Source organism: Pantoea sp. SGAir0418, assembly GCF_043529865.1.
This window is the reverse complement of sequence record NZ_CP027911.1, coordinates 1,691,364-1,712,098: the sequence shown is the minus strand read 5'-3', so window position 1 is coordinate 1,712,098 and position 20,735 is coordinate 1,691,364. Positions and strand designations below refer to the sequence as shown.

Below are 20,735 nucleotides of genomic sequence, written 5' to 3'. Positions count from 1 at the left end.
GGAAGAAAAGCATTTTAGCTCTGTCCTTTATTTCTCTGCCGTGACCGGCCTGAGAATCTGCGGCTCAATATCCTGAATCACCGCATCGCCAGGGCGCTTTGCCACTTCGTCCAGCGCCTGCTGGCACTCGACGGTTGGGCGATCCACTTTACGCAGCGTCAGGCCATCGTAGTGCAGCTCACCGTTCTCCAGCGAGAGCGGCATCACACGCGCCTGACGGTTAACGTTAACCCAGTCATCATCCAGGCGCGTCAGCTTGCCCGGTTTGGCAATCACCCGCTGCCACTGGCGGCAGTCAAGGGTAGTGCCATCAGCGCTGACGATCAGGCTGGCCATAGCCTCGCTGCTGATCAGCTTGCTCTGCGGTCCCATCGTCTGCCAGTTACCCTGCAGCTCCAGCGGTGCCGGGGTTTTAACCGCTTCGTCATAACTGTTGATTTGCGCACAGCCGCTCAGCGCCAGCGCGGCCAGTACCATCCACTTTTTCATCTTCGGTCCCTACACTCGCATCAATGGCGGCTACGTTATAATGTTTTCCCGGCGTGACGCAAGGGATCTGCGGTGGAATCCCCCTTCTCTTTCTCCGGCGCCCTCAAGCTGTTCAACTCTTCGCCGATAACCTGATGTGAAGTCTAAAGCACCTGCACCCATAACAATATTGACGACTTACTCACCCTGGTTTCGGAGAACGCTGTTATGCGATTGACCCTTCGCGCACGTCTGGCTGCGATTGTCAGCCTGCTGTGCCTGTTACTGATTATTGCTGCCGTCTGGGGAATTATCGGCCTGCGCGCTGCCGATCAGCGCGCGCAAAATGCCTATCAGAACGAGCTGCTTCCGCTGCAATACTCCTCACGCCTGTACCGCATGGTGCAGGAGCAATCCGCTACCCTGTTCGATGCGCTGCGCTACTGGACCGACAGCAGTGAAGTGGAAAAACGCCTGGCGCGCATTACGCAGTACGGTCAGCAAATCACCGCCGATCGTCATACCTGGCAGCAGCTGGCGTTTGATGCGCAGACCAAACCGCTGAGCCAGCGCTTCCTGACCCATCTCGACGGCTGGCAGGGTGCACTGCATGAAGCCGGTGAGCTGCTGAAAGGCGGTAACCCGTCCGCCGCACTGGTGGTCATCGAAACCCGTCTGCGCAGCGGCAGCCAGTTGCTGCAGCAGGACATTGACCAGCTGGATACGCTGATGCGGCAGCATGCGCAGACGGCCTGGCAACAGGGCAACCGCGACTACCTGCTGGCACGCAATAGCCTGATCGCCATCCTGCTGTTGGGTCTGAGTCTGGCGCTGGTCTCCGGCTGGCTGCTGATCCGCTCGATTAACCGTTCCATCGCCCAGGCGCGCGAGCTGGCGGATGCCATTGCCGGCGGCGAGCTCAATCACCGTATCGGTACGGTAACGCGCGATGAGATGGGTGAACTGATGCAGGCGCTGCTGCGCATGGATGTGCGGCTGGCGGAGATCGTGCGCGAGGTGGGCGAAAGTGCCCATGCACTGAGCGATGCGGCACGCCAGATGGCGGATGGCAACGACGATCTGTCGGAGCGCACCCATGCGCAGGCCAGTTCGCTTGAGCAGACTGCGGCCAGTATGGAGCAGATGACCGCCACGGTGAAACACAACGCGGACAACGCCGCGCAGGCCAACGAGCTGGCAAGCGATGTGCGCCATCAGGCCGAGCGCGGCAGCGGTGTACTGCGCGACGCGGTGAGTGCGATGGAGGAGATTGAATCCTCCAGCAAGCGCATCGCGGATATCAACCGCGTGATTGATGAAATCGCCTTCCAGACCAACCTGCTGGCACTGAATGCGGCGGTAGAAGCGGCGCGCGCCGGGGAACAGGGACGCGGCTTCGCGGTGGTGGCGTCAGAGGTGCGACAACTGGCGCAGCGTTCGGCCGGTGCCGCACAGGAGATCAAGGCGCTGATCGATGCCAGCGTGGGTAAAGTCGAAGCCGGCAGCGCGCTGGTGCAGCGCTCTGGCGAGATGCTCAACGACATTAACCACGGCGTGGCGCGCATGGTGGATATCGTTGGTGAGATCGCTGTGGCCAGCCGCCAGCAATCCAGCGGCATTGAGCAGGTGAACACCGCAGTAATCCAGATGGACGGCGCCACCCAGCAGAATGCATCGCTGGTGCAGCAGGCCAGCGCGGCCAGCCAGACGGTGAGCCAGCATGCCGGTTTGCTGGTGGAAAAAATGGCGTTCTTCCGCCTGCAGCAGCCATAAGGAGCCGCCATGAAGCGTACCATAATTGCGCTGCTGGCCGCGCTGCCGCTGCTCAGCCAGGCCGCCACCACGCTCAATATCGCCACCATTGCCAATGGTGACATGACTATCATGCAGCAGCTGTCGAGCCGTTACGAACAGCAGCATCCGGACGTGAAACTGCAGTGGCACGTGATGGATGATGGCGCCCTGCGCCAGGCGGTGCTGGCAGCCATGAACAGCGGTGACGCAAAATTTGATGTGATTACCGTGGGTACCTATGAAGCGCCGCTGTGGGGTAAAAAAGGCTGGCTGGCGCCGCTTAATAACCTGCCGCCAGAGTATGACAGCGACGATCTGCTGACGCCGGTGCGCAAAGCACTGTCCTGGCAGCAAACGCTGTACGCGCTACCGTTTTACGGGGAAAGCAGCATGACCTATTACCGCAAAGATCTGTTTGCGGCGAAAGGGCTGACCATGCCGGACGATCCCGACTGGACCGACATCAAAAATTTCGCGGCGAAACTCACCGATCCTCAGCACGGTATCTATGGCCTGTGCCTGCGCGGCCAGCCCGGCTGGGGCGATAACGTGGCCCTGCTCACCACCATGGCCAACGCCTATGGTGCGCAGTGGTTTGACGATCGCTGGCAGCCGACGCTGAATTCGCCAGAGTGGCGTGAGGTGTTGACCGATTATCTGGCGATGGTGAAACAGGACGGTCCGCCGGATACGGCCAGCAATAGCTTTGGCCAGATCCTGCGTCTTACCGCACAGGGAAAATGCGCGATGTGGATCGACAGTACCGTCGCCGCCGGGCTGCTGATTAACCCGCAGATCTCGCTGGTGGCGGACAAGCTGGCGTTTGCCCCGGCGCCGGGCGGCATTACGCGCAACGGCTCGCACTGGCTGTGGTCGTGGGCGCTGGCGGTACCGGCCAACTCACCGCAGCGCGCCGCCGCCGTCGACTTCATCAGCTGGGCGACCTCGCGGCAGTATATTCAGCAGGTCGCGGATACCGTCGGCTGGGGAGCGGTGCCACCCGGCAGCCGCAACTCCACCTACCAGCAGCCAAACTACCAGCGCCTGGCGCCTTACGCCGCTCAGGTGCGCAGCGCGATTGAATCCGCCACCGTCGATCAACCGACATTGAACACCGTACCTTACACCGGTGTGCAGTACGTCAGTATTGCTGGCTTTGATCAGATGGGTAACGCCGTCGGGCAGAATCTGGCGGCGCTGCTGCAGGGCAAGCTGACGGTGGGCCAAACGCTGGAAAAAAATCAGCAGGACGTGACGCGCCTGCAAGCCGCACAGCAGTAAACATTCGGGGTTCCTGACAAGTCGCCGTGTGCGGGTTACACTAACGCGCAATTTGACCGGCAGGAACCCCCGAATGAAAACCCCTGAAGAGTATTACGCCCTGGCCCGCAGCCTGTTTTTCACCGCCCACCCTGATTTTCAGTCCGCGCTGGATGAACTGAGTGAGAGTGATGCGCGCGCCGCCAATATGTCCCTGCGTGAACTGCGCGCGTGGCACGCCGAGCGCATTTATGCCGCGTTTCTGCGTCAGAAGAAGCTCGACGGCATGCTGTTCTCCATCCAGCTGGCGGAACCGGATAAAGCAGTTGCTGCACAAGCGATTGAAACCTATCTGAAATCTCACGCGGAAGCGTTAGGTATGACGTGGGAAGAGTTCTGTATTAAGAACGAGTTATAAGCGATGCACTGATAAAAAGGCGATCGGAGAGAAATTTCCGGGGAAAAAGTTGTACAAGATGGAAAAAGTTGTATAACTTAATAATCACGACGACTGTCGTCGATTGTCCTTGAACGAAAGGTGCTATTGCACCGCCTCTGGAGGTGTTGCTGGATTTCCACCTCCAGAGGTTCGATTTTTTGCGTGCACCCTCTGCTTTTGCCCGCTTTGTTCCCCTGTCGTTGCATCTTTACGCCGCGCTGTTTCACCCGTATGAAAATAATTGCCGCCCTGCCGCTTGTCACTGGTTTTATTTACAGTAATATGACGCTCCCACTTTGATTACTGGAATGCCCTGATGTTTGTGGAGCTGATTTACGACAAGCGCAACGTAGCCGGATTACCGGGCGCGCGCGAAATGATTTTGCAGGAGCTGGAGAAGCGCGTACAGCGCGTCTTTCCGGATCTGGAGGTGCGGGTTAAGCCGATGGAGCGTAACGCCATCGAAACCGATATGAGTAAAAACGATAAGGCGACGATTGCGCGTATTGTTGAAGAGATGTTCGATGAAGCCGAGATGTGGCTGGTGGCCGATTAGGCCACCAGCAGCCGCGCTTAGCTTTCCTGCTCGCTGTGATTGATGGCGATTTCCAGATCCTGAATCGCCTGATCGATATCATCCAGCAGCTGTCCCTGCTTGTTGATCAGCGTATCAAAACGCGTGGCGTACTCTTTATCCTTATACTCCCCGGCATCAAAGGCCAGCCAGTGGCTGGAAAGCGTCTCAGTGTTGGTCTGCGCATAGTGACGCATCTCTTTTAGCTGTGAGGTGACATCACGCAGGTAGTCAGTTTTGGTTTTGATTGCCTCTGTATCACTCATGCTATTTTCCTTTTTGCTGATAAAGCCAGTTAAAATAACGCCTGAGCAATTAAAGTTAGCAGATAATAGCGAAGCCGCCTGCAGAATTATCTTAACTTAGTCTCCATTCGTGGCTGATTGCGATGAATTGACGTCAGATTTAGCGCTTTTCTTCCGCTACAGACTGTTGCCTTCGCACCTATAATGGCACCCCAGCCCCGATCATCCGGAGAATGCACTGTGTCGACAGAACCTTTCAATCCTGGTTATTACACCGAACATGAGCTGAACAGTTTCGGCTTTAAACACGTCGGCAGGCAGGTCATGGTGGCAAAAAACTGCACCATTATTGGCCTGCACAATATCACCCTTGGCGATCACGTGCGCATCGACGGATTCTCGACCCTCGTGGCTGCCGGCGATGGGTATCTGACGCTTGGCTCCTACATTCATATTGGCGGTTACTGCGCCGTACTGGCGGGTGCCGGTGTGGAAATGGCGGATTTCTCGGGGCTTTCGCAGGGCGTAAAAATCTACTCGAAAAGTGATGACTATAGTGGGGAATTCATGACCAATCCCACCGTGCCTGCCCACCTGACCGGCGTCACCTCGGGGAAAGTGGTGCTGGGCCGGCATGTCATCGTCGGTTCGCAATCCATTATTATGCCGGGCCTTACGCTGGCAGAGGGAACCGCAGTAGGCGCCAATTCACTGATAACGCGCGATACCGAAGCGTGGTCGATCTACTTCGGCTCGCCCGCTAAAAAGATTAATAGCCGGCAGCGAAACCCGCTGGAACTGGAAAAGCAGATCTCGCGACCGAACGGGTGATGAGGGCATCCCTGCCCGCCTGAATTACAGATACTTCTTCGCCAGCGCAATAAGTTCATCCTTCGCGGCGCTGCCCAGCTTCAGCACGCCCTGTTCAACAAAGCTGAAGGCCTGGACAAAGTCCTTCACCCCGGCGCTGATATCCTGCGCCACCGCATCGCTGGCGGCGGTCGCAGCAGCCGGCGCGTCGGGGACAGCAACCGGTGCGGCGGCCTGCGCGTTGCGCACACCAGGCGTGGCGGCCGCTGAGGCGCCTGCGCTGGCCGAGCCGTTCGCCAGCGTATCCTGCGTTGCCAGCTGCTGATCGAGATCGACCGGAGCATCCGCATGAAACGGTTGCTCAGCGCTGGCGGGCGCTGCCGGTTGCGCAGCTGGCGTTGCGGCTGCCGGCGGCGTTGCTGGCTGGGCAACGCTATCAGCTGCGCTGTTAGCGGCAGCCGGCGCGCTGGCCGTTTCGTTGGCAAAACTCTCCAGCGGTGACAATTCCTGTTGCGCCGCAGCGCTGGTTGGGTTGATGACAGTTTGATCGCTCATAATTTTCTCCTTATTGCTAAATAAAGACCGCAGTTGCTGCAAACGGACTGCGATCCGCTCGGTAATTCGCATCAGGTCCTCCTTAGCGCCGCGGCTGTGGCGCGGTTTGCTGCCCGGCCGGCGGCGTGGAGGGCGTTGTGGTATGGCTGGCGCTGCGCGGCGGCTGGGCATCCAGCTTTTTCTGCAGCTCAACCAGCTGGCTGGTCAGTTCGGCGACCTTTGCTTCGCGTCGATCGGAGATCGCCCGGTACTGCTGGCGAATCTCCTCCACGCGCCGGTTGGCGTCGTTATTGACGTAAAGAAACAGAATGGTCATCGCCACACACAGCAGCGATAACAGCATCAGCAGGCCACCCAGCATCAGATGACGGCGGTGGCTTCGCACCAGCAGTTCACTGTTTATCTGCACCATCGCGGTTCTCCTCCAGAGTGGTGATCAATTGATTAATCTGGCTGCGAAACTTATCGCTGTGCTCGGCTTCGGTGGTCGCCAGCAGGATACCGAGTGCGTTCTTGATCAAACGCAGATCGGTCTCCAGCGATGAGATACGCCGCAGGTTTTTGTCGTGACGGATACGCAGTTCATCGTTTTCCTGGCGCATCAGCGCATGGCTCTCCTTGAGAAGCAGCACCTGCTCTTTGTAGCTGGTGATGATCTCGCCGCCCGCGCGATTGCTGGTGACGATTGACGCGATCCCCGCCATCAGGGGTTTCCAGAACACCGCTGCCGCGCCACCGCCAAGCAGCAGTGCGCCTACGCTGGTGACCAAACTACTCTCCATGCCCTACCTCTCTCACCTGGCGAGGGTTAGCCGGACACCCCGCTGACCTCCCTCGCCAGTATCACGGCCAGCGGCATATTTAAGTTTACTTTAAATAATGATTTTAAGTATACTTAAGTCAAGCCTGGAGGAGTTGTCAAGATGATGAAAAAAGAATCTGGTGGTGAGCGCATTCGCCAGCGCCGTAAGGCACTGAAATTAACGCAGCAGGCACTGGCCAATGGCATTGGCGTGTCACACGTTGCGGTTTCGCAGTGGGAGAAAGAAGAGACGGTGCCGCGTGGTGAGCATCTGCTGCGGCTGGCGGAGTTGCTGCAGTGTAGCGCGGCGTGGATTATTGATGGCGACGGCCAGCCGTTTGCAAGTACGCACGCTTCCCCCGCTCTCACTGCCGTGCCGCTGGTCACGCTGGTGCAGGCCGCGGACTGGCTGAATGAGCAGCGACTGCAGTGGCAGCAGCAGGCTGTTCGCTTTCTTTACAGTGACGAAGCGCTGAGCGACGGTGCGCTGGCGGTAACGCTGGAAGATGACGCCATGAACCCGGCGTATCGCGCCGGCGACCGGTTGATTTTTGATCCGCAACGCGTGCCCCAGCCGGGCGATGTGGTGCTGGCGCGGGTTGACGACGTCGCGATGGTGCGAATTATTCGGATGCACGACGAGCAAATTTTCTCGTTACGGCCGCTGAACGAAGATTTTCCCGTGCAGCAGAGTCAGAAAAGTACGCTGGAACTGATTGGCACGCTGGTGGAAATGCGGCGGCGCGGCAGCCGCTGAAGCAGCAAAAAACCCGCCACGCGGCGGGTCAAATCCAACAAAAGACTACGGCAAAAATCACAACGTGTCGGTGAGATGATCAACGACCACCCTCCCCTGGAGATCGGTTTGCGTTATACGGTAACTGACGCGATAAGAGCGACGGTTACTCAGTTTATCGAACAGCGCCACGCTGCCCTTGTGCTCACCGTTGGCACCGACGATATGCCATTCGGTGACATCTTCCTGTCCCCGGTTATGCAGGCGTAACAAGCTCTGCTCAACTAAACGATCGCTTTCATCAATCTTCAAATAATCACGCAACATCTTTATCACCTCCGGTTAACCCGGCTAACGATACGCTTTTCATTTATCCTTTCAATCGAATTTATTTATCGTTAACCTCGCTGGCCAGCGGTTGAGTTAAAATTCCACCTGACGTGCCCCGCCAGCCGCTTCGGTTAAGTGGAATTTAATAAAATAGTTAACGATTACGCGTCTCAGCGCTGGACAGATCCTGCCGTCTGGCTGTTAATGTAAGGCAAAATAACGATAGCGCCGGACAATCTCATGCTGACTACCATCCTTTACCGCAGCCACCTCTATGATCACGTTCCCATCAAAACGCTGGAGGATATGGTCGGCAAAGCCAATAAGAAAAACGAAGTTTCAGATGTCACCGGCATTCTGTTGTTTGATGGACGACATTTCTTCCAGCTGCTTGAAGGACCCGATCAGGCCGTTCAGGGCATTTACGACCGTATCTGCCGCGACGCCCGTCATCACAATCTGGTTGAGCTGATGCATGACTTCGCGCCAGCCCGGCGCTTTGGTAACGTCGGAATGGAGCTGTTTGACCTGCGCGAGCACGACAAATCCAGCGTACTGCAGGCGGTGCTGGATAAAGGCACTTCGCGTTACCAGCTCACCTATGACGACCGTGCACTGCAGTTCCTGCGCACCTTCGTTGAGGCGCGGGAAAAAGAGAACTATTTCGAGATCCCGCCGGCGAATACCTGGGAATTTATTACTGATGCGGAAAGCCAGCGTCAGCTGGAGAGTCTGCAACACTATGTACAGGATTGCCGGTTTGCGTTTCAGCCGATTGTTGATCCCTTCTCGCGGCGTATTACGGCCTATGAAGCGCTGATTCGCACGCCGGACGGCGGTTCACCGCAGGAGTACTTCTCTGCGTTTGGCGGCGATGCGATTTACCACGCCGATATTCAGTCCAAGAGTCTGGCCTTCAACCTGGCGAAAAATCTCGGCCTCGGCGAGCAGACGCTGACCATCAATCTGCTGCCGATGTCGCTGGTCACCGTCCCGAATGCGGTGGATTTCCTGCTACAGGAAATCGCGGCCAACGGTCTGGTACCGGAGCAGATCGTGGTGGAAGTGACGGAGAATGAAATCATCTCGCGTGCTGAAGAATTTACGGCAGAAGTAAGAAAACTTAAGGCGGCCGGTATCAGCCTGGCGCTGGATGACTTTGGTGCCGGGTTTGCGGGGTTGTCGCTGCTGTCTAAGTTCCAGCCGGATAAGATCAAAATCGATCGGGAAATCATCAGTGACGTGCACAAAAGCGGCCCAAAACAGGCGATTGTGCATGCCATTATTAAGTGCTGCGCTTCGCTGGAGATCGCGGTGATTGCTGAAGGCGTGGAGAAAGCAGAGGAGTGGATGTGGCTGGAAGCGGTCGGTGTCAGTCAATTCCAGGGCTATCTGTTTGCCCGCCCACAGTTTAATGGTTTCCCGGCAGTAGCCTGGCCGGAGATTAAGTAACCGGCAAAGCTGACCGCCGTAACGGCGGTCACAGGCTTAACACTCAGTCTCACGCGCCGGTTCTTCCAGCCGTTCACTCAGCACTACGTACTTCATCATCTCAAAGGTACGCTGCGTCATTGGCACCGCGCTGCACGGGCGAAACCAGCCAAACTGCTTCTGGTACAGCCACACTTCCGGATAGCGCTCGCCATCTTTAATCCAGTAATAACCATCATTCATAGGTTTGCCCAGCGGCCTGAGCCGCGAATCAGACATTCATGCGTGCCCGATAAAGTGATACGCCCTCTGGCGTAATGAGTAACCCTGCTTGCATGAAAGCTTACTCCAGCTAAATACTGTAGCAGAGAATAGAGGCAATTGTGCATTTCACGCTGGGCTTATTCAGGCAGGAAACGAGACGCGAAGAGAATAAATGCCCCTAAGCTAAGGGGCGAAACAAACAGGCAACTAAACGTCCGTGTTTCGGCAATGGAGTGGAGTACGACAGACACAGGTTTCAGGAAGCGATATCGTCAGGCGTGCGCTGAACAATAAGTTCCAGTGCCTGGCGATAAATATCCAGCTGAACCACGTCATGTTCAGACTCTAATCGCTCCAGCAGGGCCAGAATAATATCTTTATTGCTCACGCGCAGTTTCACCGCCGCCAGCTGTTTGTAAATCAGCGCGATGACCTCTTTTTCACTGGCATATTCTGAACCCGCGTGCTGGAAATATTCTGACAATTGAGACTCTGCTGACGTCGATGCATTCTGTTTCATAACAAGCCTCATCGGGTAAGCTGCAGTGCAAACTGCAGTGATTAATCGGTTACTCAGGTTAAATTTTTGAATCAGCACAGGTAAAAAAGCAGCCTCTGAAAGTGGAAATCCACAACACCTTCAGAGGCGATGCAAAGCATCATTCGTTACGTGTGACTGACTGCCACAAGCGAGAAGTTATACAAAGATGGGAAACTTGTACAACAATTTAGTTAGCATTTCGTGTGGTCAGAGGAGATTTGCACAATAATTTCGCCATTCTCTTCAACAATAAATCACCATTTTCGCAGGAAAAATCATGCAGTTAACCTGAATAAAATATCAGACGCTGTGCTAAGCCTCTCTTTCTGCTCAACAAAATTATTTTTACTCCTTGCTGACGCGTGCACTTCTATACAGCCCCCATAAACTTGTACAACTTTGCAAAACTGTACAATTTAGCCGTTCTGCGTGTAGAGTGTGAAAACGATTACGGTCGCCTGAAACGGCCGCTGATCACGCGAAATTCATCATAACGAAACCCTGCTGGAGAGAGAGATGAAGCAACACGAAACGAATAAGGAGCGTAAAAACGAGGGCGAGGTGCACAAAGGTTTACCGGAAGCGGCACCCAACGCAGGTAATGCGTATGAAGAAGACGATCATCCGGCGCAGGATGATGCGCGCGAACACGGTGAAATTCCGCGTACGCGTGATGACAGTCAGGATGATAAAAAAGATCCTTTCCAGGATCGGTAAATAAGCCTTCGATGATATCTGGACCGACCCACCGGATGTTATTTTCGCAGCCGCTCATCTCTGGCGCTAATAAGCGAAGCGGCAAGCGAGATTGATCATTGAGTTTAATTAAGACATTATTTTGCGGAAATTAGAGAAGGCGTGCCTTCATTCATTTCTGGAGAGCACTGATGGATACGGGTTTTTACTGGGTAGGCAGCAGCACAACTGAGCCTGAGGTATGGTACTGGGATGCTGGACGCGGTTTTTATCGCCCGATGGAGCCAATACCGCTTTCTCTGCCTCGTTTTAAATCTGCCGGTTTTAAACTTCTCAGTGGCAAACTGACGCCACCGGAAGAGGCGCAATCTGCTTAGTTTTCGTCTGCAGGTGAGAATATTGTCAGTTACGCTGTTAAGCGCAGCGTAGCTGAACTATATTCCTGTGAGGAGGACATGATAATGCAGGAAGGATTTTATTGGGTGCAGCGCGGCGCAGAACAGCCAGAAGTCTGGTTTTTCTCAACCAGTGGAGAAGGTGCCTGGTTTGAACCCACCAAAAACGACGCCATCAGCAAGCAACGCTTCGCTGAACAGGGCTACCGGGCGATTAGCGAAAAACTGTCACTGCCCTGACCCTGACGAAACCGCCTCTCTCAGGCGGTTTTTTATTGCGCGCCGCTAGACCTGCATGCTCATGATCTCGCTGTAGGCATTCACCAGCTTGTTACGCACCTGAATCCCCATCTGCATCGAAATCGACGATTTCTGCAGATCGACCATCACATCATTCAACTGGATGCCCGGTTTACCCAACTCAAAATCCTGCGCCTGACTGCGCGCAGCGGTCTGGGTGGCGCTGATTTTATCCAGCGCGGCTTTCATGGTGGCACCAAAATCGAGCTGACTGGCGGACTCGGTCGGTTTGCCACTGGCCTGCAGTGACGTTAGCTGCAGCTGCTGCAGTACGCCATCTATTGCCTGAATTGACATTGCCTGTACCTCATAGATGAAGGGTTCTTTTTTTCACGGAGGAAAAGTTAACACACTGTCAATAGGACAAAGGCGCTAAATGACTGCAAAAAACCCGGCTTATCCAGCCATCGAAGTGACACGATTCATCAAATAATGCCAGGCATTAGATTGGAATTTCATTTTTTCCCCTACCCCGTCGGCCAGCTACACGGCATCAACGGGCGGGGATGCGTATCAGGGAGTCAGTTTTGTCACCTACATACACCCGGTCAATTATGTCAGGCAGGAATTGGTCATGAATGCGAGTGCAGCCGCCACACAGGATACAGCAAAGAAAGGCTTTAATGACCTTCTCGCCCGCCTGCGCGCAAATCCGCGTATTCCATTAATCGTTGCTGCCGCGGCCGCTATCGCCGTGGTTCTGGCGCTGGTGCTGTGGGCCAAAGCGCCCGACTATCGCGTTCTCTATAACAACCTCTCTGATGAGGATGGCGGCGCGATTGTTACCCAGCTCACCCAGATGAACATCCCTTACCAGTTCGCTGAAAACGGCGGCGCCCTGATGGTGCCCGCCGATAAAGTGCATGAGCTGCGTCTGCGCCTTGCCCAGCAGGGACTGCCGAAAGGGGGTTCGGTAGGCTTTGAGCTGATGGATAAAGAGAAGTTTGGTATCAGCCAGTTCAGTGAGCAGATTAACTACCAGCGTGCGCTGGAAGGTGAGCTGGCGCGCACCATCGAAACGCTCGGACCGGTGAAGAGCGCGCGCGTGCATCTGGCGATGCCAAAACCGACGCTGTTCGTGCGCGAGCAAAAATCCCCGTCTGCCTCAGTAACGCTGAACCTGCAACCGGGCCGTGCGCTGGATGAGGGCCAGATTCAGGCGATTCAGCACATGGTCTCCAGCAGCGTGGCCGGTCTGCCACCAGGCAATGTGACCGTGGTCGATCAGGCGGGTCGCCTGCTGACGCGCTCCGACAGCGAAGGCCGCGATCTTAATGATGCCCAGCTGAAATATGCCTCCGAAGTGGAAGCACGCTATCAGCAGCGCATTGAAGCCATTCTGAATCCGATTCTCGGTCAGGGTAATGTGCATGCGCAGGTGACCGCGCAGATTAACTTTGACCGCAGCGAGCAGACGGACGAGAAGTATCAGCCAAACGCGAACCCGAATAACACGGCGATTCGCTCACGCCAGACCAGCACCAACGATCAGAACGGCAGCCCGTATCCGGGCGGCGTACCGGGTGCGCTGTCGAATCAGCCTGCGCCGGCCAATACCGCGCCGGTCACCAACCCGCAGCAGCAGAACAATAACAACGCTAACGGCCAGCAGAACAACAACGCGCAGAATGCCGGCACCTCGACCAGCACCGCGCAGAGCAGCGGCCCGAGCAGCTCCAGCCGCAACGACACGGTGAACTACGAGCTGGATCGCACCATTCGTCACACCAAACTCAACGTCGGTGACGTGCAGCGCCTGTCGGTCGCCGTGGTGGTCAACTACCGCGATGACGGCAAAGGCAAAGCGGTGGCGCTGAACGATCAGCAGATCAAGCAGATTGAAGATCTGACCCGCGAAGCGATGGGCTATTCGCAAACGCGTGGCGACAGCGTCAACGTGGTGAACTCGCAGTTCAACACCACCGAGCCGACCGGCGGCGACCTGCCCTTCTGGCAGCAGCAGTCGTTCTTTGATCAGCTGATGACCGCCGGTCGCTGGCTGCTGGTAGCACTGGTTGCCTTCATCCTCTACCGAAAAATGGTGCGTCCGCAGCTGCTGCGTAAACGTGAAGCCGAGAAAGCCGCCGCCGAAGCCGCCGCTGCCCGTGCTGCCGCCCGTGAGGAAGAAGCTGCTTACAGCGTCCAGATCAATAAAGACGAGCTGGACCAGGAGCGCAAATCTAACAACCGCATGAGCGCCGAGGTGATGAGCCAGCGCATCCGCGATATGTCTGAAAACGATCCGCGCGTTGTGGCGCTGGTTATCCGCGAATGGATGAGTAACGAACTATGAGTCTGACCGGTACTGAAAAGAGCGCCATTCTGATGATGACCATTGGCGAAGAGCGTGCGGCGGAGGTGTTCAAACACCTCAACCAGCGTGAGGTGCAGCACCTCAGCGCCGCGATGGCCAGCATGAAACAGATTTCGCATAAGCAGCTGACTGAAGTGCTGCGCGAGTTCGAAACCGATGCCGAACAGTTTGCTGCGCTGAGCCTCAACTCCAACGACTACCTGCGTTCGGTGTTGATCAAGGCGCTGGGCGAAGAGCGCGCCTCGAGCCTGCTGGAAGATATCCTCGAAACGCGCGAAACCACCAGCGGCATGGAAACCCTCAACTTTATGGAACCGCAGGCGGCGGCGGATCTGATCCGCGACGAGCACCCGCAGATTATCGCCACCATTCTGGTGCACCTGAAGCGCGGCCAGGCGGCGGATATTCTGGCGCTGTTCGACGAGCGTCTGCGCCACGATGTGATGCTGCGTATCGCCACCTTCGGCGGCGTACAGCCGGCGGCGCTGGCGGAGCTGACCGAAGTGCTCAACGGCCTGCTGGATGGCACCAACCTCAAGCGCGCGAAGATGGGCGGCGTGAGAACCGCAGCGGAAATCATCAACCTGATGAAAACCCAGCAGGAAGAAGCGGTTATCGAAGCAGTACGCGACTTCGATGGCGAGCTGGCGCAGAAGATCATCGACGAGATGTTCCTGTTCGAAAACCTGGTGGAAGTGGACGACCGCAGCATCCAGCGTCTGTTGCAGGAAGTGGAGTCCGAGCAGCTGCTGATTGCCCTGAAAGGCGCCGAGCAGCCGCTGCGCGAGAAATTCCTCAAAAACATGTCGGCGCGTGCCGCCGATATCCTGCGCGACGACCTCGCCAACCGTGGCCCGGTCCGTATGTCCGCGGTGGAGAACGAACAGAAAGCGATCCTGCTTATCGTGCGCCGTCTGGCGGAAGCAGGCGAGATGGTAATTGGTGGTGGCGAGGAAACCTATGTCTGATGCCTTTTCCGCCCGTGCATGGCAGCGCTGGCAGCCTGATGATTTAGGCGCACCGCAGCCGCCCGAACCTGAACTGCTGCTGGCAGAGGAGCCGGACAGCGACCTCGTGCTGAGCGAGGAAGATGAACAGCAGCAGCAGCTGGAACGTCTGCAGCAGCAGATGCGTAAAGATGCGCAGACGCAGGGCTACAGCGAAGGTTATCAGAAAGGCTTCGCCGAAGCGCAGCAAAACGGCTATGACGCCGGGTTCCAGCAGGGACTGGCCGATGCCCAGCAGCAGCAGGCTCCGCTGCAGGCGCGTATGCAGCAGCTGGTCACCGAGTTCCATCACACGCTGGAAGCGCTGGATAGCGTGATTGCGTCGCGCCTGATGCAGCTGGCGCTGGAAGCGGCGCGCACGGTGATTGGCCAGGCGACGCAGGTGGATGGCAGCGCCCTGCTGCGCCAGATCCAGCAGCTGATTCAGCAGGAGCCAATGTTCAGCGGCAAACCGCAGCTGCGCGTGCACCCGGACGATCTGCAGCGCGTTGAGCAGACGCTGGGCCCAACGCTCGATTTACACGGCTGGCGGTTGCTGGCCGACAGTTCGCTGCATCCCGGCGGCTGTAAACTCAGCGCCGAAGACGGCGATCTGGATGCCAGCGTCGCCACGCGCTGGCAGGAGCTGTGCCGTCTGGCGGCACCGGGAGCATTCTGATGACGTCACGCCTTTCGCGCTGGCTGGGCGCGCTCGACAGTTTTGAAGACCGCATCAGTCAGGTGCAGACGGTGCGCCGCTACGGCCGCCTGACGCGCGCCACCGGTCTGGTGCTGGAAGCCACCGGCCTGCAGCTGCCGCTGGGCGCCACCTGCATTATTGAGCGCCACGACAACGGCACGATTACCGAAGTGGAAAGCGAAGTGGTCGGCTTCAACGGCCAGAAACTGTTTCTGATGCCGCTGGAAGAGGTCGATGGCATTCTGCCCGGCGCGCGCGTGTATGCCCGCGTGCACGGCGATCACAGCGGTAAACAGCTGCTGCTGGGGCCGGAGCTACTCGGCCGCGTGCTGGACGGCAGCGGCAAGCCGCTGGATGGCCTGCCCGCGCCGGAAACCGGCTACCGCGCGCCGCTGATCACCGCGCCGTTCAACCCGCTGCAGCGTACGCCGATCCACGATGTGCTGGATACCGGCGTGCGGGCGATCAACGCCCTGCTCACCGTGGGCCGCGGCCAGCGTATGGGGCTGTTTGCCGGCTCCGGGGTGGGGAAATCGGTGCTGCTCGGCATGATGGCGCGTTACACCAAAGCCGACGTCATCGTGGTGGGCCTGATTGGTGAACGTGGCCGCGAAGTTAAAGAGTTTATCGAAAACATTCTTGGCGCCGAAGGGCGCGCGCGCTCGGTGGTGATCGCCGCGCCGGCCGACGTTTCGCCGCTATTGCGTATGCAGGGAGCCGCTTATGCCACGCGCATCGCCGAAGATTTCCGCGATCGCGGTCAGCACGTGCTGCTGATTATGGACTCCCTCACCCGCTACGCCATGGCGCAGCGTGAGATCGCGCTGGCGATCGGCGAGCCGCCGGCCACCAAAGGCTATCCGCCCTCGGTGTTCGCGAAGCTGCCGGCGCTGGTAGAACGCGCCGGCAACGGCATTCACGGCGGCGGTTCAATCACCGCGTTCTATACCGTACTGACCGAAGGCGACGACCAGCAGGACCCGATTGCCGACTCGGCGCGCGCCATTCTCGACGGCCACATCGTGCTGTCGCGTCGCCTGGCGGAGGCCGGTCACTATCCGGCCATTGATATTGAAGCGTCGATCAGCCGTGCCATGACCTCGCTGATTGATGAAACCCACTATGCGCGTGTGCGCCAGTTCAAGCAGTTGCTCTCCAGCTTTCAGCGTAACCGCGATCTGGTGAGCGTCGGCGCTTATGCCGCAGGCAGCGATCCGATGCTGGACCGGGCCATTAAGCTCTATCCGCAGATGGAAGCTTTCCTGCAGCAGGGCATTTTTGAACGCAGCGATTATGACGATGCCTGTCTGCACCTGCAGGCGATGTTCGGCTAACGCCGCCCGACTTGAGGTAACGCGATGAAGACAGCCAATGCGATTGATACGCTGCGCGACCTGGCGGAGCAGGATCTGGAACAGGCGGTGATCCACCTCGGCGACATGCGTCGCGGTCAGCAGCAGGCCGATCAGCAGCTCAGCATGCTGCTCGATTACCAGGATGAGTACCGTAACAAGCTCAATCAGGATATGTCCGGCGGCATCGCCAGCACGCGCTGGAGCAATTATCACCAGTTTATTCAGACGCTGGAAAAAGCCATCGAACAGCATCGCCAGCAGCTTAATCAGTGGAACCAGCGGCTGGAACAGGCGCTGAGCAACTGGCGTGAAAAGCATAAGAAGCTGAATGCCTATCAGACGCTGATTACCCGCGCGGAAGAGAACGCATTACGACAGGAAAGCCGTCTCGATCAGAAACGGATGGATGAATTTGCCCAACGGGCCGCATTGAGGAAAGGCGAATGAACACGCTGCCAACACTGCTGACACAGCTTGCTAAAACCGGCAAAGCACAACCTTCATCGGCAGTGGACAATCTGTCCGCTGCTGACACCCTGCCGCAGGGATTTATTACTGAGCTGGGCAACCGCCTGCTGACGCTGGTTAAGCAGCAGGGAAATGGCGCGCAATCCGCTGATCTGGCGGCAGAAATTGACGCGAAAAACGTCACAAAAGCGTCATTAAGCGCCCTGCTGCAGGCACTGGACAAACCAGAGGCGTTAAACGCACTTTTACAGCCGGAAAACACTAAAGCCGGACTGAAATCAGCCGATGATAATGACAAGCGCGCAGCAAGTTCGTTAACTGCCAGCGACTTACAGAATGTGCAGGCGCTGTTTGCTATGTTGCCAGCGGTGGTCGAAAACCGCAGCAGCCCGCCAGCGGATAACAGCACCGCGCTGGAAACCCGGGGTGAGGCGCGCACCAGCTTAAACGCTGCGTTACTTAACAGTTCGCTGCAAAGTGCGCTGAAAGAGGAACAGGCGAAGCCGGATGGCCAGCCATCGAAAGGCAGCGATGCGCTGACCAGCCTGACCGGCGTCAGCCATAGCCCGGTGCAGAGCGCGGCCGCCAGCGGCACGCCGGCCAGCAACAGCGGTATGACGCTGGATGAGAGTTTTCAGCAGGTGCTGAGCACGCTGAGCAAACCGGAAGAGCGGCGCGAGATGCTCAGCAGCCATGACAGCAGCGCGCCGGCCATCAGCAGCCCGCTGAGCAGTACCAGTCCGCTGGTCAGCACCACGGCCAGCACCAGCAGCGCGCCCTCCACGCCGATGCTGAATGCGCAGCTGGGCAGCAACGAGTGGCAGCAGGCGCTGAGCCAGCAGATTGTGATGTTCAGCCGTAACGGCCAGCAGAACGCCGAATTACGTCTGCATCCGGAAGACCTCGGCGCGATACAGATCAGCCTGACGCTGGATAAAGATCAGGCACAGTTAACAATGGTTTCCAGCCACAGCCATGTGAGGGCCGCGCTGGAAGCGGCGCTCCCACAGCTGCGTACGGCGCTGGCGGAGAGCGGCATTAACCTGGGACAGAGTAACGTCAACAGCGACGCCTTCGCACAGGGCCAGAGTTATCAGGGCCAGCAGGAAGGACGTCGCGACGGCCAGTACGGCAGCTTTACCCTCTCCCAGGACAGTGACAACGAGATAACGCCTATTGCCGTCCCGGCAGCCCTCCAGGCGCGCGCGACCGGCAACGGCGCTGTCGATATCTTTGCCTGACAGCGACTAAACGCTGAAGGTAAGCGTAAAACCCGCGTCTTTTCTTCCCATTGTTTGACTTAAGACGCGGGATAATCTGTCCAGGTAAGCCGAGAGGCTTGCCCATAATTCACAGGAAGTAACTGCAAACATGTCTGATAACGCGAAAGCTAAAGGCCGCAAACGTTCATTACTAATTCCGGTGTTACTGATTGTAACGCTGGCCGCTTGCAGCGTGGCAGGCTATGCAGTCTGGCGAATGATGAATAAACACGAGGGTGACAAGCCGGAGGCTGCCAAAGTGGAGCCGCCGCCCGCCCCGGTATTTTTTGCAATGGATACGTTTACGGTTAACCTGGTCAATCCCGACAACGATCCCGATCGCGTGCTGTACGTAGGCTTTACCCTGCGTCTGCCGGATGAGGATACCCGTCGTCGGCTGAATGACTACCTGCCTGAGGTGCGCAGCCGTTTGCTGCTGCTGCTTTCACGTCAGAGCGCCAGCGCGCTGGCAACCGAGCAAGGCAAACAGGCCCTGGTTGAACAGATCAAACAGGTGCTGGCGCCACCGCTGGTAAAAGGTCAACCTGCGCAGGTAGTCAGTGACGTGCTGTTTACCGCCTTCATTTTGAGGTGACTTAATGGGCGATAGCATTCTCTCCCAGGCTGAGATTGACGCGCTGCTCAATGGCGACAGTGACAGTGCGGAAGTAGAGAACAGTTCCAAAGGGGCCGATGGCGATATCCGCCCCTATGATCCCAATACCCAGCGTCGCGTGGTGCGCGAGCGTCTGCAGGCGCTGGAGATCATCAATGAGCGTTTTGCCCGTCATTTCCGTATGGCGCTGTTCAACCTGCTGCGCCGCAGCCCGGATATCAGCGTTGGGGCAATCAAGATTCAGCCGTACCATGAGTTTGCCCGCAACCTGCCGGTGCCAACCAACCTGAACCTGATTCACCTGCAGCCGCTGCGGGGGACTGCGCTGGTGGTGTTCTCGCCGAGCCTGGTGTTTATCGCCGTGGATAACCTGTTTGGCGGCGACGGTCGTTTTCCGACCAAAGTGGAAGGCCGTGAGTTCACCCACACCGAGCAGCGCGTGATTCGCCGCATGCTCAAGCTGGCGCTGGAAGGCTACAGCGACGCATGGAAAGCCATTTATCCGCTGGAAGTGGAATACGTGCGTTCTGAAATGCAGGTGAAGTTCACCAACATCACCACCTCACCGAACGATATCGTGGTCAACACGCCGTTCCAGGTGGAGATTGGCAACCTGGTGGGTGAGTTCAATATCTGTATTCCGTTTTCGATGATTGAGCCGCTGCGCGAGCTGCTGGTCAATCCACCGCTGGAGAACTCGCGTCAGGAAGATAACCACTGGCGCGACAATCTGGTGAAACAGGTGCAGCACTCGGAGCTGGAGCTGATTGCCCACTTCGCTGAAACGTCGCTGCGTCTGTCACGTATTTTGCAACTGAAACCTGGTGACGTCCTGCCCATTGAGAAGCCGGACCGCATCATTGCCCACGTCGACGGCGTACCGGTACTGACGAGCCAGTATGGCACGCTCAACGGCCAGTATGCGCTGCGTGTAGAACATCTGATTAACCCGATTTTGAATTCGCTGAATGAGGAACAGCCCAATGAGTGACAGCAAAAAACCGTCCGATGATATCTCTGCGGACGATCTGTGGGCTGAAGCGATGAACGAGCAGGCGGCGACCAGCAGTGCGGCGGAGCCAGGCGATAACGTATTTAAGTCGCTTGAGGCCAGCGCCGCCAGCGGCTCGCTGCAGGACATCGATCTGATCATGGATATTCCGGTCAAACTGACCGTGGAACTGGGCCGTACCAAGATGACCATCAAAGAGCTGCTGCGCCTGACGCAGGGTTCGGTGGTGGCGCTTGATGGCCTGGCCGGCGAGCCGCTGGACATCCTGATTAACGGCTATCTGATCGCCCAGGGTGAAGTGGTGGTGGTGAACGACAAATATGGCGTGCGCATCACCGACATTATTACTCCGTCCGAACGTATGCGTCGTCTGAGCCGCTAA

Annotated in this window: 28 protein-coding genes; 19 read left to right on the top strand and 9 right to left on the bottom strand. The window is 57.3% G+C overall.

The genetic code is table 11. The annotated features are described in order from the left end of the window. Positions 1–27: 27 nt before the first annotated feature. Positions 28–489, bottom strand: a complete 462-nt coding sequence (gene yedD / locus C1N84_RS07815) for a lipoprotein YedD (protein WP_058757410.1) — start codon at positions 487–489, stop codon at positions 28–30. Between the two features lie 207 nt (positions 490–696). Here yedD and C1N84_RS07810 point away from each other — a divergent pair, with 207 nt between their 5' ends. The 4 genes from C1N84_RS07810 to C1N84_RS07795 all read left to right on the top strand — a co-directional run bounded on the left by C1N84_RS07810 (position 697) and on the right by C1N84_RS07795 (position 4,517). Then, positions 697–2,241 carry a methyl-accepting chemotaxis protein gene (locus tag C1N84_RS07810; protein WP_264443113.1) on the top strand — a complete coding sequence of 515 codons (1,545 nt, stop codon included), beginning with the start codon at positions 697–699 and terminating at the stop codon, positions 2,239–2,241. Between the two features lie 9 nt (positions 2,242–2,250). Beyond that, positions 2,251–3,543 (top strand): ABC transporter substrate-binding protein, encoded by a 1,293-nt coding sequence (locus C1N84_RS07805; protein WP_264443111.1) that lies wholly within the window; start codon positions 2,251–2,253, stop codon positions 3,541–3,543. Between the two features lie 73 nt (positions 3,544–3,616). Continuing rightward, complete coding sequence (locus tag C1N84_RS07800; protein ID WP_021509883.1) at positions 3,617–3,940, top strand: DUF6388 family protein; 324 nt, start codon at positions 3,617–3,619, stop codon at positions 3,938–3,940. A gap of 337 nt (positions 3,941–4,277) precedes the next feature. After that, positions 4,278–4,517, top strand: coding sequence for a DinI-like family protein (locus tag C1N84_RS07795; RefSeq protein WP_021509882.1), 240 nt, complete (start codon positions 4,278–4,280; stop codon positions 4,515–4,517). Between the two features lie 17 nt (positions 4,518–4,534). Here C1N84_RS07795 and C1N84_RS07790 read toward each other — a convergent pair whose 3' ends face one another. Further along, entirely contained in the window at positions 4,535–4,801 is a 267-nt protein-coding gene (locus C1N84_RS07790) for a hypothetical protein (RefSeq protein ID WP_058757407.1), read from the bottom strand. A gap of 219 nt (positions 4,802–5,020) precedes the next feature. Between C1N84_RS07790 and C1N84_RS07785 the strand changes: the two genes are divergently transcribed. Beyond that, positions 5,021–5,611, top strand: coding sequence for an acyltransferase (locus C1N84_RS07785; protein WP_264443103.1), 591 nt, complete (start codon positions 5,021–5,023; stop codon positions 5,609–5,611). A 24-nt stretch (positions 5,612–5,635) separates the two neighbouring features. Here the strand turns inward: C1N84_RS07785 and C1N84_RS07780 are convergent, their stop codons facing one another. The 3 genes from C1N84_RS07780 to C1N84_RS07770 form a co-directional block, all read right to left on the bottom strand. Then, a complete protein-coding gene (locus C1N84_RS07780; protein ID WP_104188859.1) occupies positions 5,636–6,145 on the bottom strand; it encodes a hypothetical protein in 510 nt (169 codons plus the stop codon). Between the two features lie 82 nt (positions 6,146–6,227). Continuing rightward, positions 6,228–6,557 (bottom strand): hypothetical protein, encoded by a 330-nt coding sequence (locus C1N84_RS07775; protein ID WP_058757404.1) that lies wholly within the window; start codon positions 6,555–6,557, stop codon positions 6,228–6,230. After that, positions 6,538–6,927: a hypothetical protein gene (locus C1N84_RS07770; RefSeq protein ID WP_031280179.1), complete on the bottom strand. Its 390-nt coding sequence runs from the start codon at positions 6,925–6,927 to the stop codon at positions 6,538–6,540. The genes C1N84_RS07775 and C1N84_RS07770 overlap by 20 nt, the downstream gene beginning before the upstream one ends. 141 nt (positions 6,928–7,068) lie before the next feature. On the opposite strand from C1N84_RS07770, the gene C1N84_RS07765 reads away from it, so the two are divergent. Continuing rightward, complete coding sequence (locus C1N84_RS07765) at positions 7,069–7,704, top strand: S24 family peptidase (RefSeq protein ID WP_021509876.1); 636 nt, start codon at positions 7,069–7,071, stop codon at positions 7,702–7,704. Between the two features lie 57 nt (positions 7,705–7,761). Here the strand turns inward: C1N84_RS07765 and C1N84_RS07760 are convergent, their stop codons facing one another. Further along, positions 7,762–8,010: a hypothetical protein gene (locus C1N84_RS07760; protein WP_104188857.1), complete on the bottom strand. Its 249-nt coding sequence runs from the start codon at positions 8,008–8,010 to the stop codon at positions 7,762–7,764. A gap of 243 nt (positions 8,011–8,253) precedes the next feature. On the opposite strand from C1N84_RS07760, the gene C1N84_RS07755 reads away from it, so the two are divergent. Then, on the top strand, positions 8,254–9,465 hold the full coding sequence (locus tag C1N84_RS07755; protein ID WP_058757401.1) for a diguanylate phosphodiesterase: 1,212 nt from the start codon (positions 8,254–8,256) through the stop codon (positions 9,463–9,465). Between the two features lie 36 nt (positions 9,466–9,501). On the opposite strand, the gene C1N84_RS07750 is transcribed toward C1N84_RS07755, so the two are convergent. Together C1N84_RS07750 and C1N84_RS07745 are read right to left on the bottom strand one after the other, a co-directional pair. Beyond that, complete coding sequence (locus C1N84_RS07750; RefSeq protein WP_058757400.1) at positions 9,502–9,723, bottom strand: hypothetical protein; 222 nt, start codon at positions 9,721–9,723, stop codon at positions 9,502–9,504. Between the two features lie 241 nt (positions 9,724–9,964). Next, entirely contained in the window at positions 9,965–10,228 is a 264-nt protein-coding gene (locus tag C1N84_RS07745) for a biofilm/acid-resistance regulator YmgB/AriR (protein WP_058757399.1), read from the bottom strand. Positions 10,229–10,765: 537 nt separating this feature from the next. Between C1N84_RS07745 and C1N84_RS07740 the strand changes: the two genes are divergently transcribed. The 3 genes from C1N84_RS07740 (at position 10,766) to C1N84_RS07730 (ending at position 11,580) form a co-directional block, all read left to right on the top strand. Further along, positions 10,766–10,966, top strand: a complete 201-nt coding sequence (locus C1N84_RS07740) for a hypothetical protein (RefSeq protein ID WP_104188852.1) — start codon at positions 10,766–10,768, stop codon at positions 10,964–10,966. A gap of 170 nt (positions 10,967–11,136) precedes the next feature. Continuing rightward, complete coding sequence (locus C1N84_RS07735; RefSeq protein ID WP_146068665.1) at positions 11,137–11,322, top strand: hypothetical protein; 186 nt, start codon at positions 11,137–11,139, stop codon at positions 11,320–11,322. An 84-nt stretch (positions 11,323–11,406) separates the two neighbouring features. After that, complete coding sequence (locus C1N84_RS07730) at positions 11,407–11,580, top strand: hypothetical protein (protein ID WP_158252668.1); 174 nt, start codon at positions 11,407–11,409, stop codon at positions 11,578–11,580. Positions 11,581–11,625: 45 nt separating this feature from the next. Here C1N84_RS07730 and fliE read toward each other — a convergent pair whose 3' ends face one another. Continuing rightward, positions 11,626–11,937 (bottom strand): flagellar hook-basal body complex protein FliE, encoded by a 312-nt coding sequence (gene fliE, locus C1N84_RS07725; protein WP_021509871.1) that lies wholly within the window; start codon positions 11,935–11,937, stop codon positions 11,626–11,628. Positions 11,938–12,214: 277 nt separating this feature from the next. Here fliE and fliF point away from each other — a divergent pair, with 277 nt between their 5' ends. The 9 genes from fliF (at position 12,215) to fliN (ending at position 20,735) form a co-directional block, all read left to right on the top strand. Beyond that, positions 12,215–13,933, top strand: a complete 1,719-nt coding sequence (fliF, locus tag C1N84_RS07720) for a flagellar basal-body MS-ring/collar protein FliF (protein WP_104093183.1) — start codon at positions 12,215–12,217, stop codon at positions 13,931–13,933. After that, positions 13,930–14,922, top strand: a complete 993-nt coding sequence (gene fliG, locus C1N84_RS07715) for a flagellar motor switch protein FliG (RefSeq protein WP_021509869.1) — start codon at positions 13,930–13,932, stop codon at positions 14,920–14,922. The genes fliF and fliG overlap by 4 nt, the downstream gene beginning before the upstream one ends. Next, entirely contained in the window at positions 14,915–15,619 is a 705-nt protein-coding gene (gene fliH, locus C1N84_RS07710; RefSeq protein ID WP_021509868.1) for a flagellar assembly protein FliH, read from the top strand. Before fliG ends, fliH begins: the two co-directional genes overlap by 8 nt. Beyond that, the gene (fliI, locus tag C1N84_RS07705; protein WP_021509867.1) at positions 15,619–16,974 is read left to right on the top strand and encodes a flagellar protein export ATPase FliI; all 1,356 of its coding nucleotides are present in this window, start codon (positions 15,619–15,621) and stop codon (positions 16,972–16,974) included. Before fliH ends, fliI begins: the two co-directional genes overlap by 1 nt. 24 nt (positions 16,975–16,998) lie before the next feature. Next, positions 16,999–17,442 carry a flagellar export protein FliJ gene (gene fliJ / locus C1N84_RS07700; protein WP_021509866.1) on the top strand — a complete coding sequence of 148 codons (444 nt, stop codon included), beginning with the start codon at positions 16,999–17,001 and terminating at the stop codon, positions 17,440–17,442. After that, entirely contained in the window at positions 17,439–18,704 is a 1,266-nt protein-coding gene (locus C1N84_RS07695) for a flagellar hook-length control protein FliK (RefSeq protein ID WP_058780713.1), read from the top strand. The genes fliJ and C1N84_RS07695 overlap by 4 nt, the downstream gene beginning before the upstream one ends. Positions 18,705–18,834: 130 nt before the next feature. Next, positions 18,835–19,320, top strand: coding sequence for a flagellar basal body-associated protein FliL (gene fliL / locus C1N84_RS07690; RefSeq protein ID WP_021509864.1), 486 nt, complete (start codon positions 18,835–18,837; stop codon positions 19,318–19,320). A 4-nt stretch (positions 19,321–19,324) separates the two neighbouring features. Beyond that, the gene (fliM, locus tag C1N84_RS07685) at positions 19,325–20,332 is read left to right on the top strand and encodes a flagellar motor switch protein FliM (RefSeq protein ID WP_021509863.1); all 1,008 of its coding nucleotides are present in this window, start codon (positions 19,325–19,327) and stop codon (positions 20,330–20,332) included. Then, a complete protein-coding gene (gene fliN, locus C1N84_RS07680) occupies positions 20,325–20,735 on the top strand; it encodes a flagellar motor switch protein FliN (protein WP_021509862.1) in 411 nt (136 codons plus the stop codon). Before fliM ends, fliN begins: the two co-directional genes overlap by 8 nt.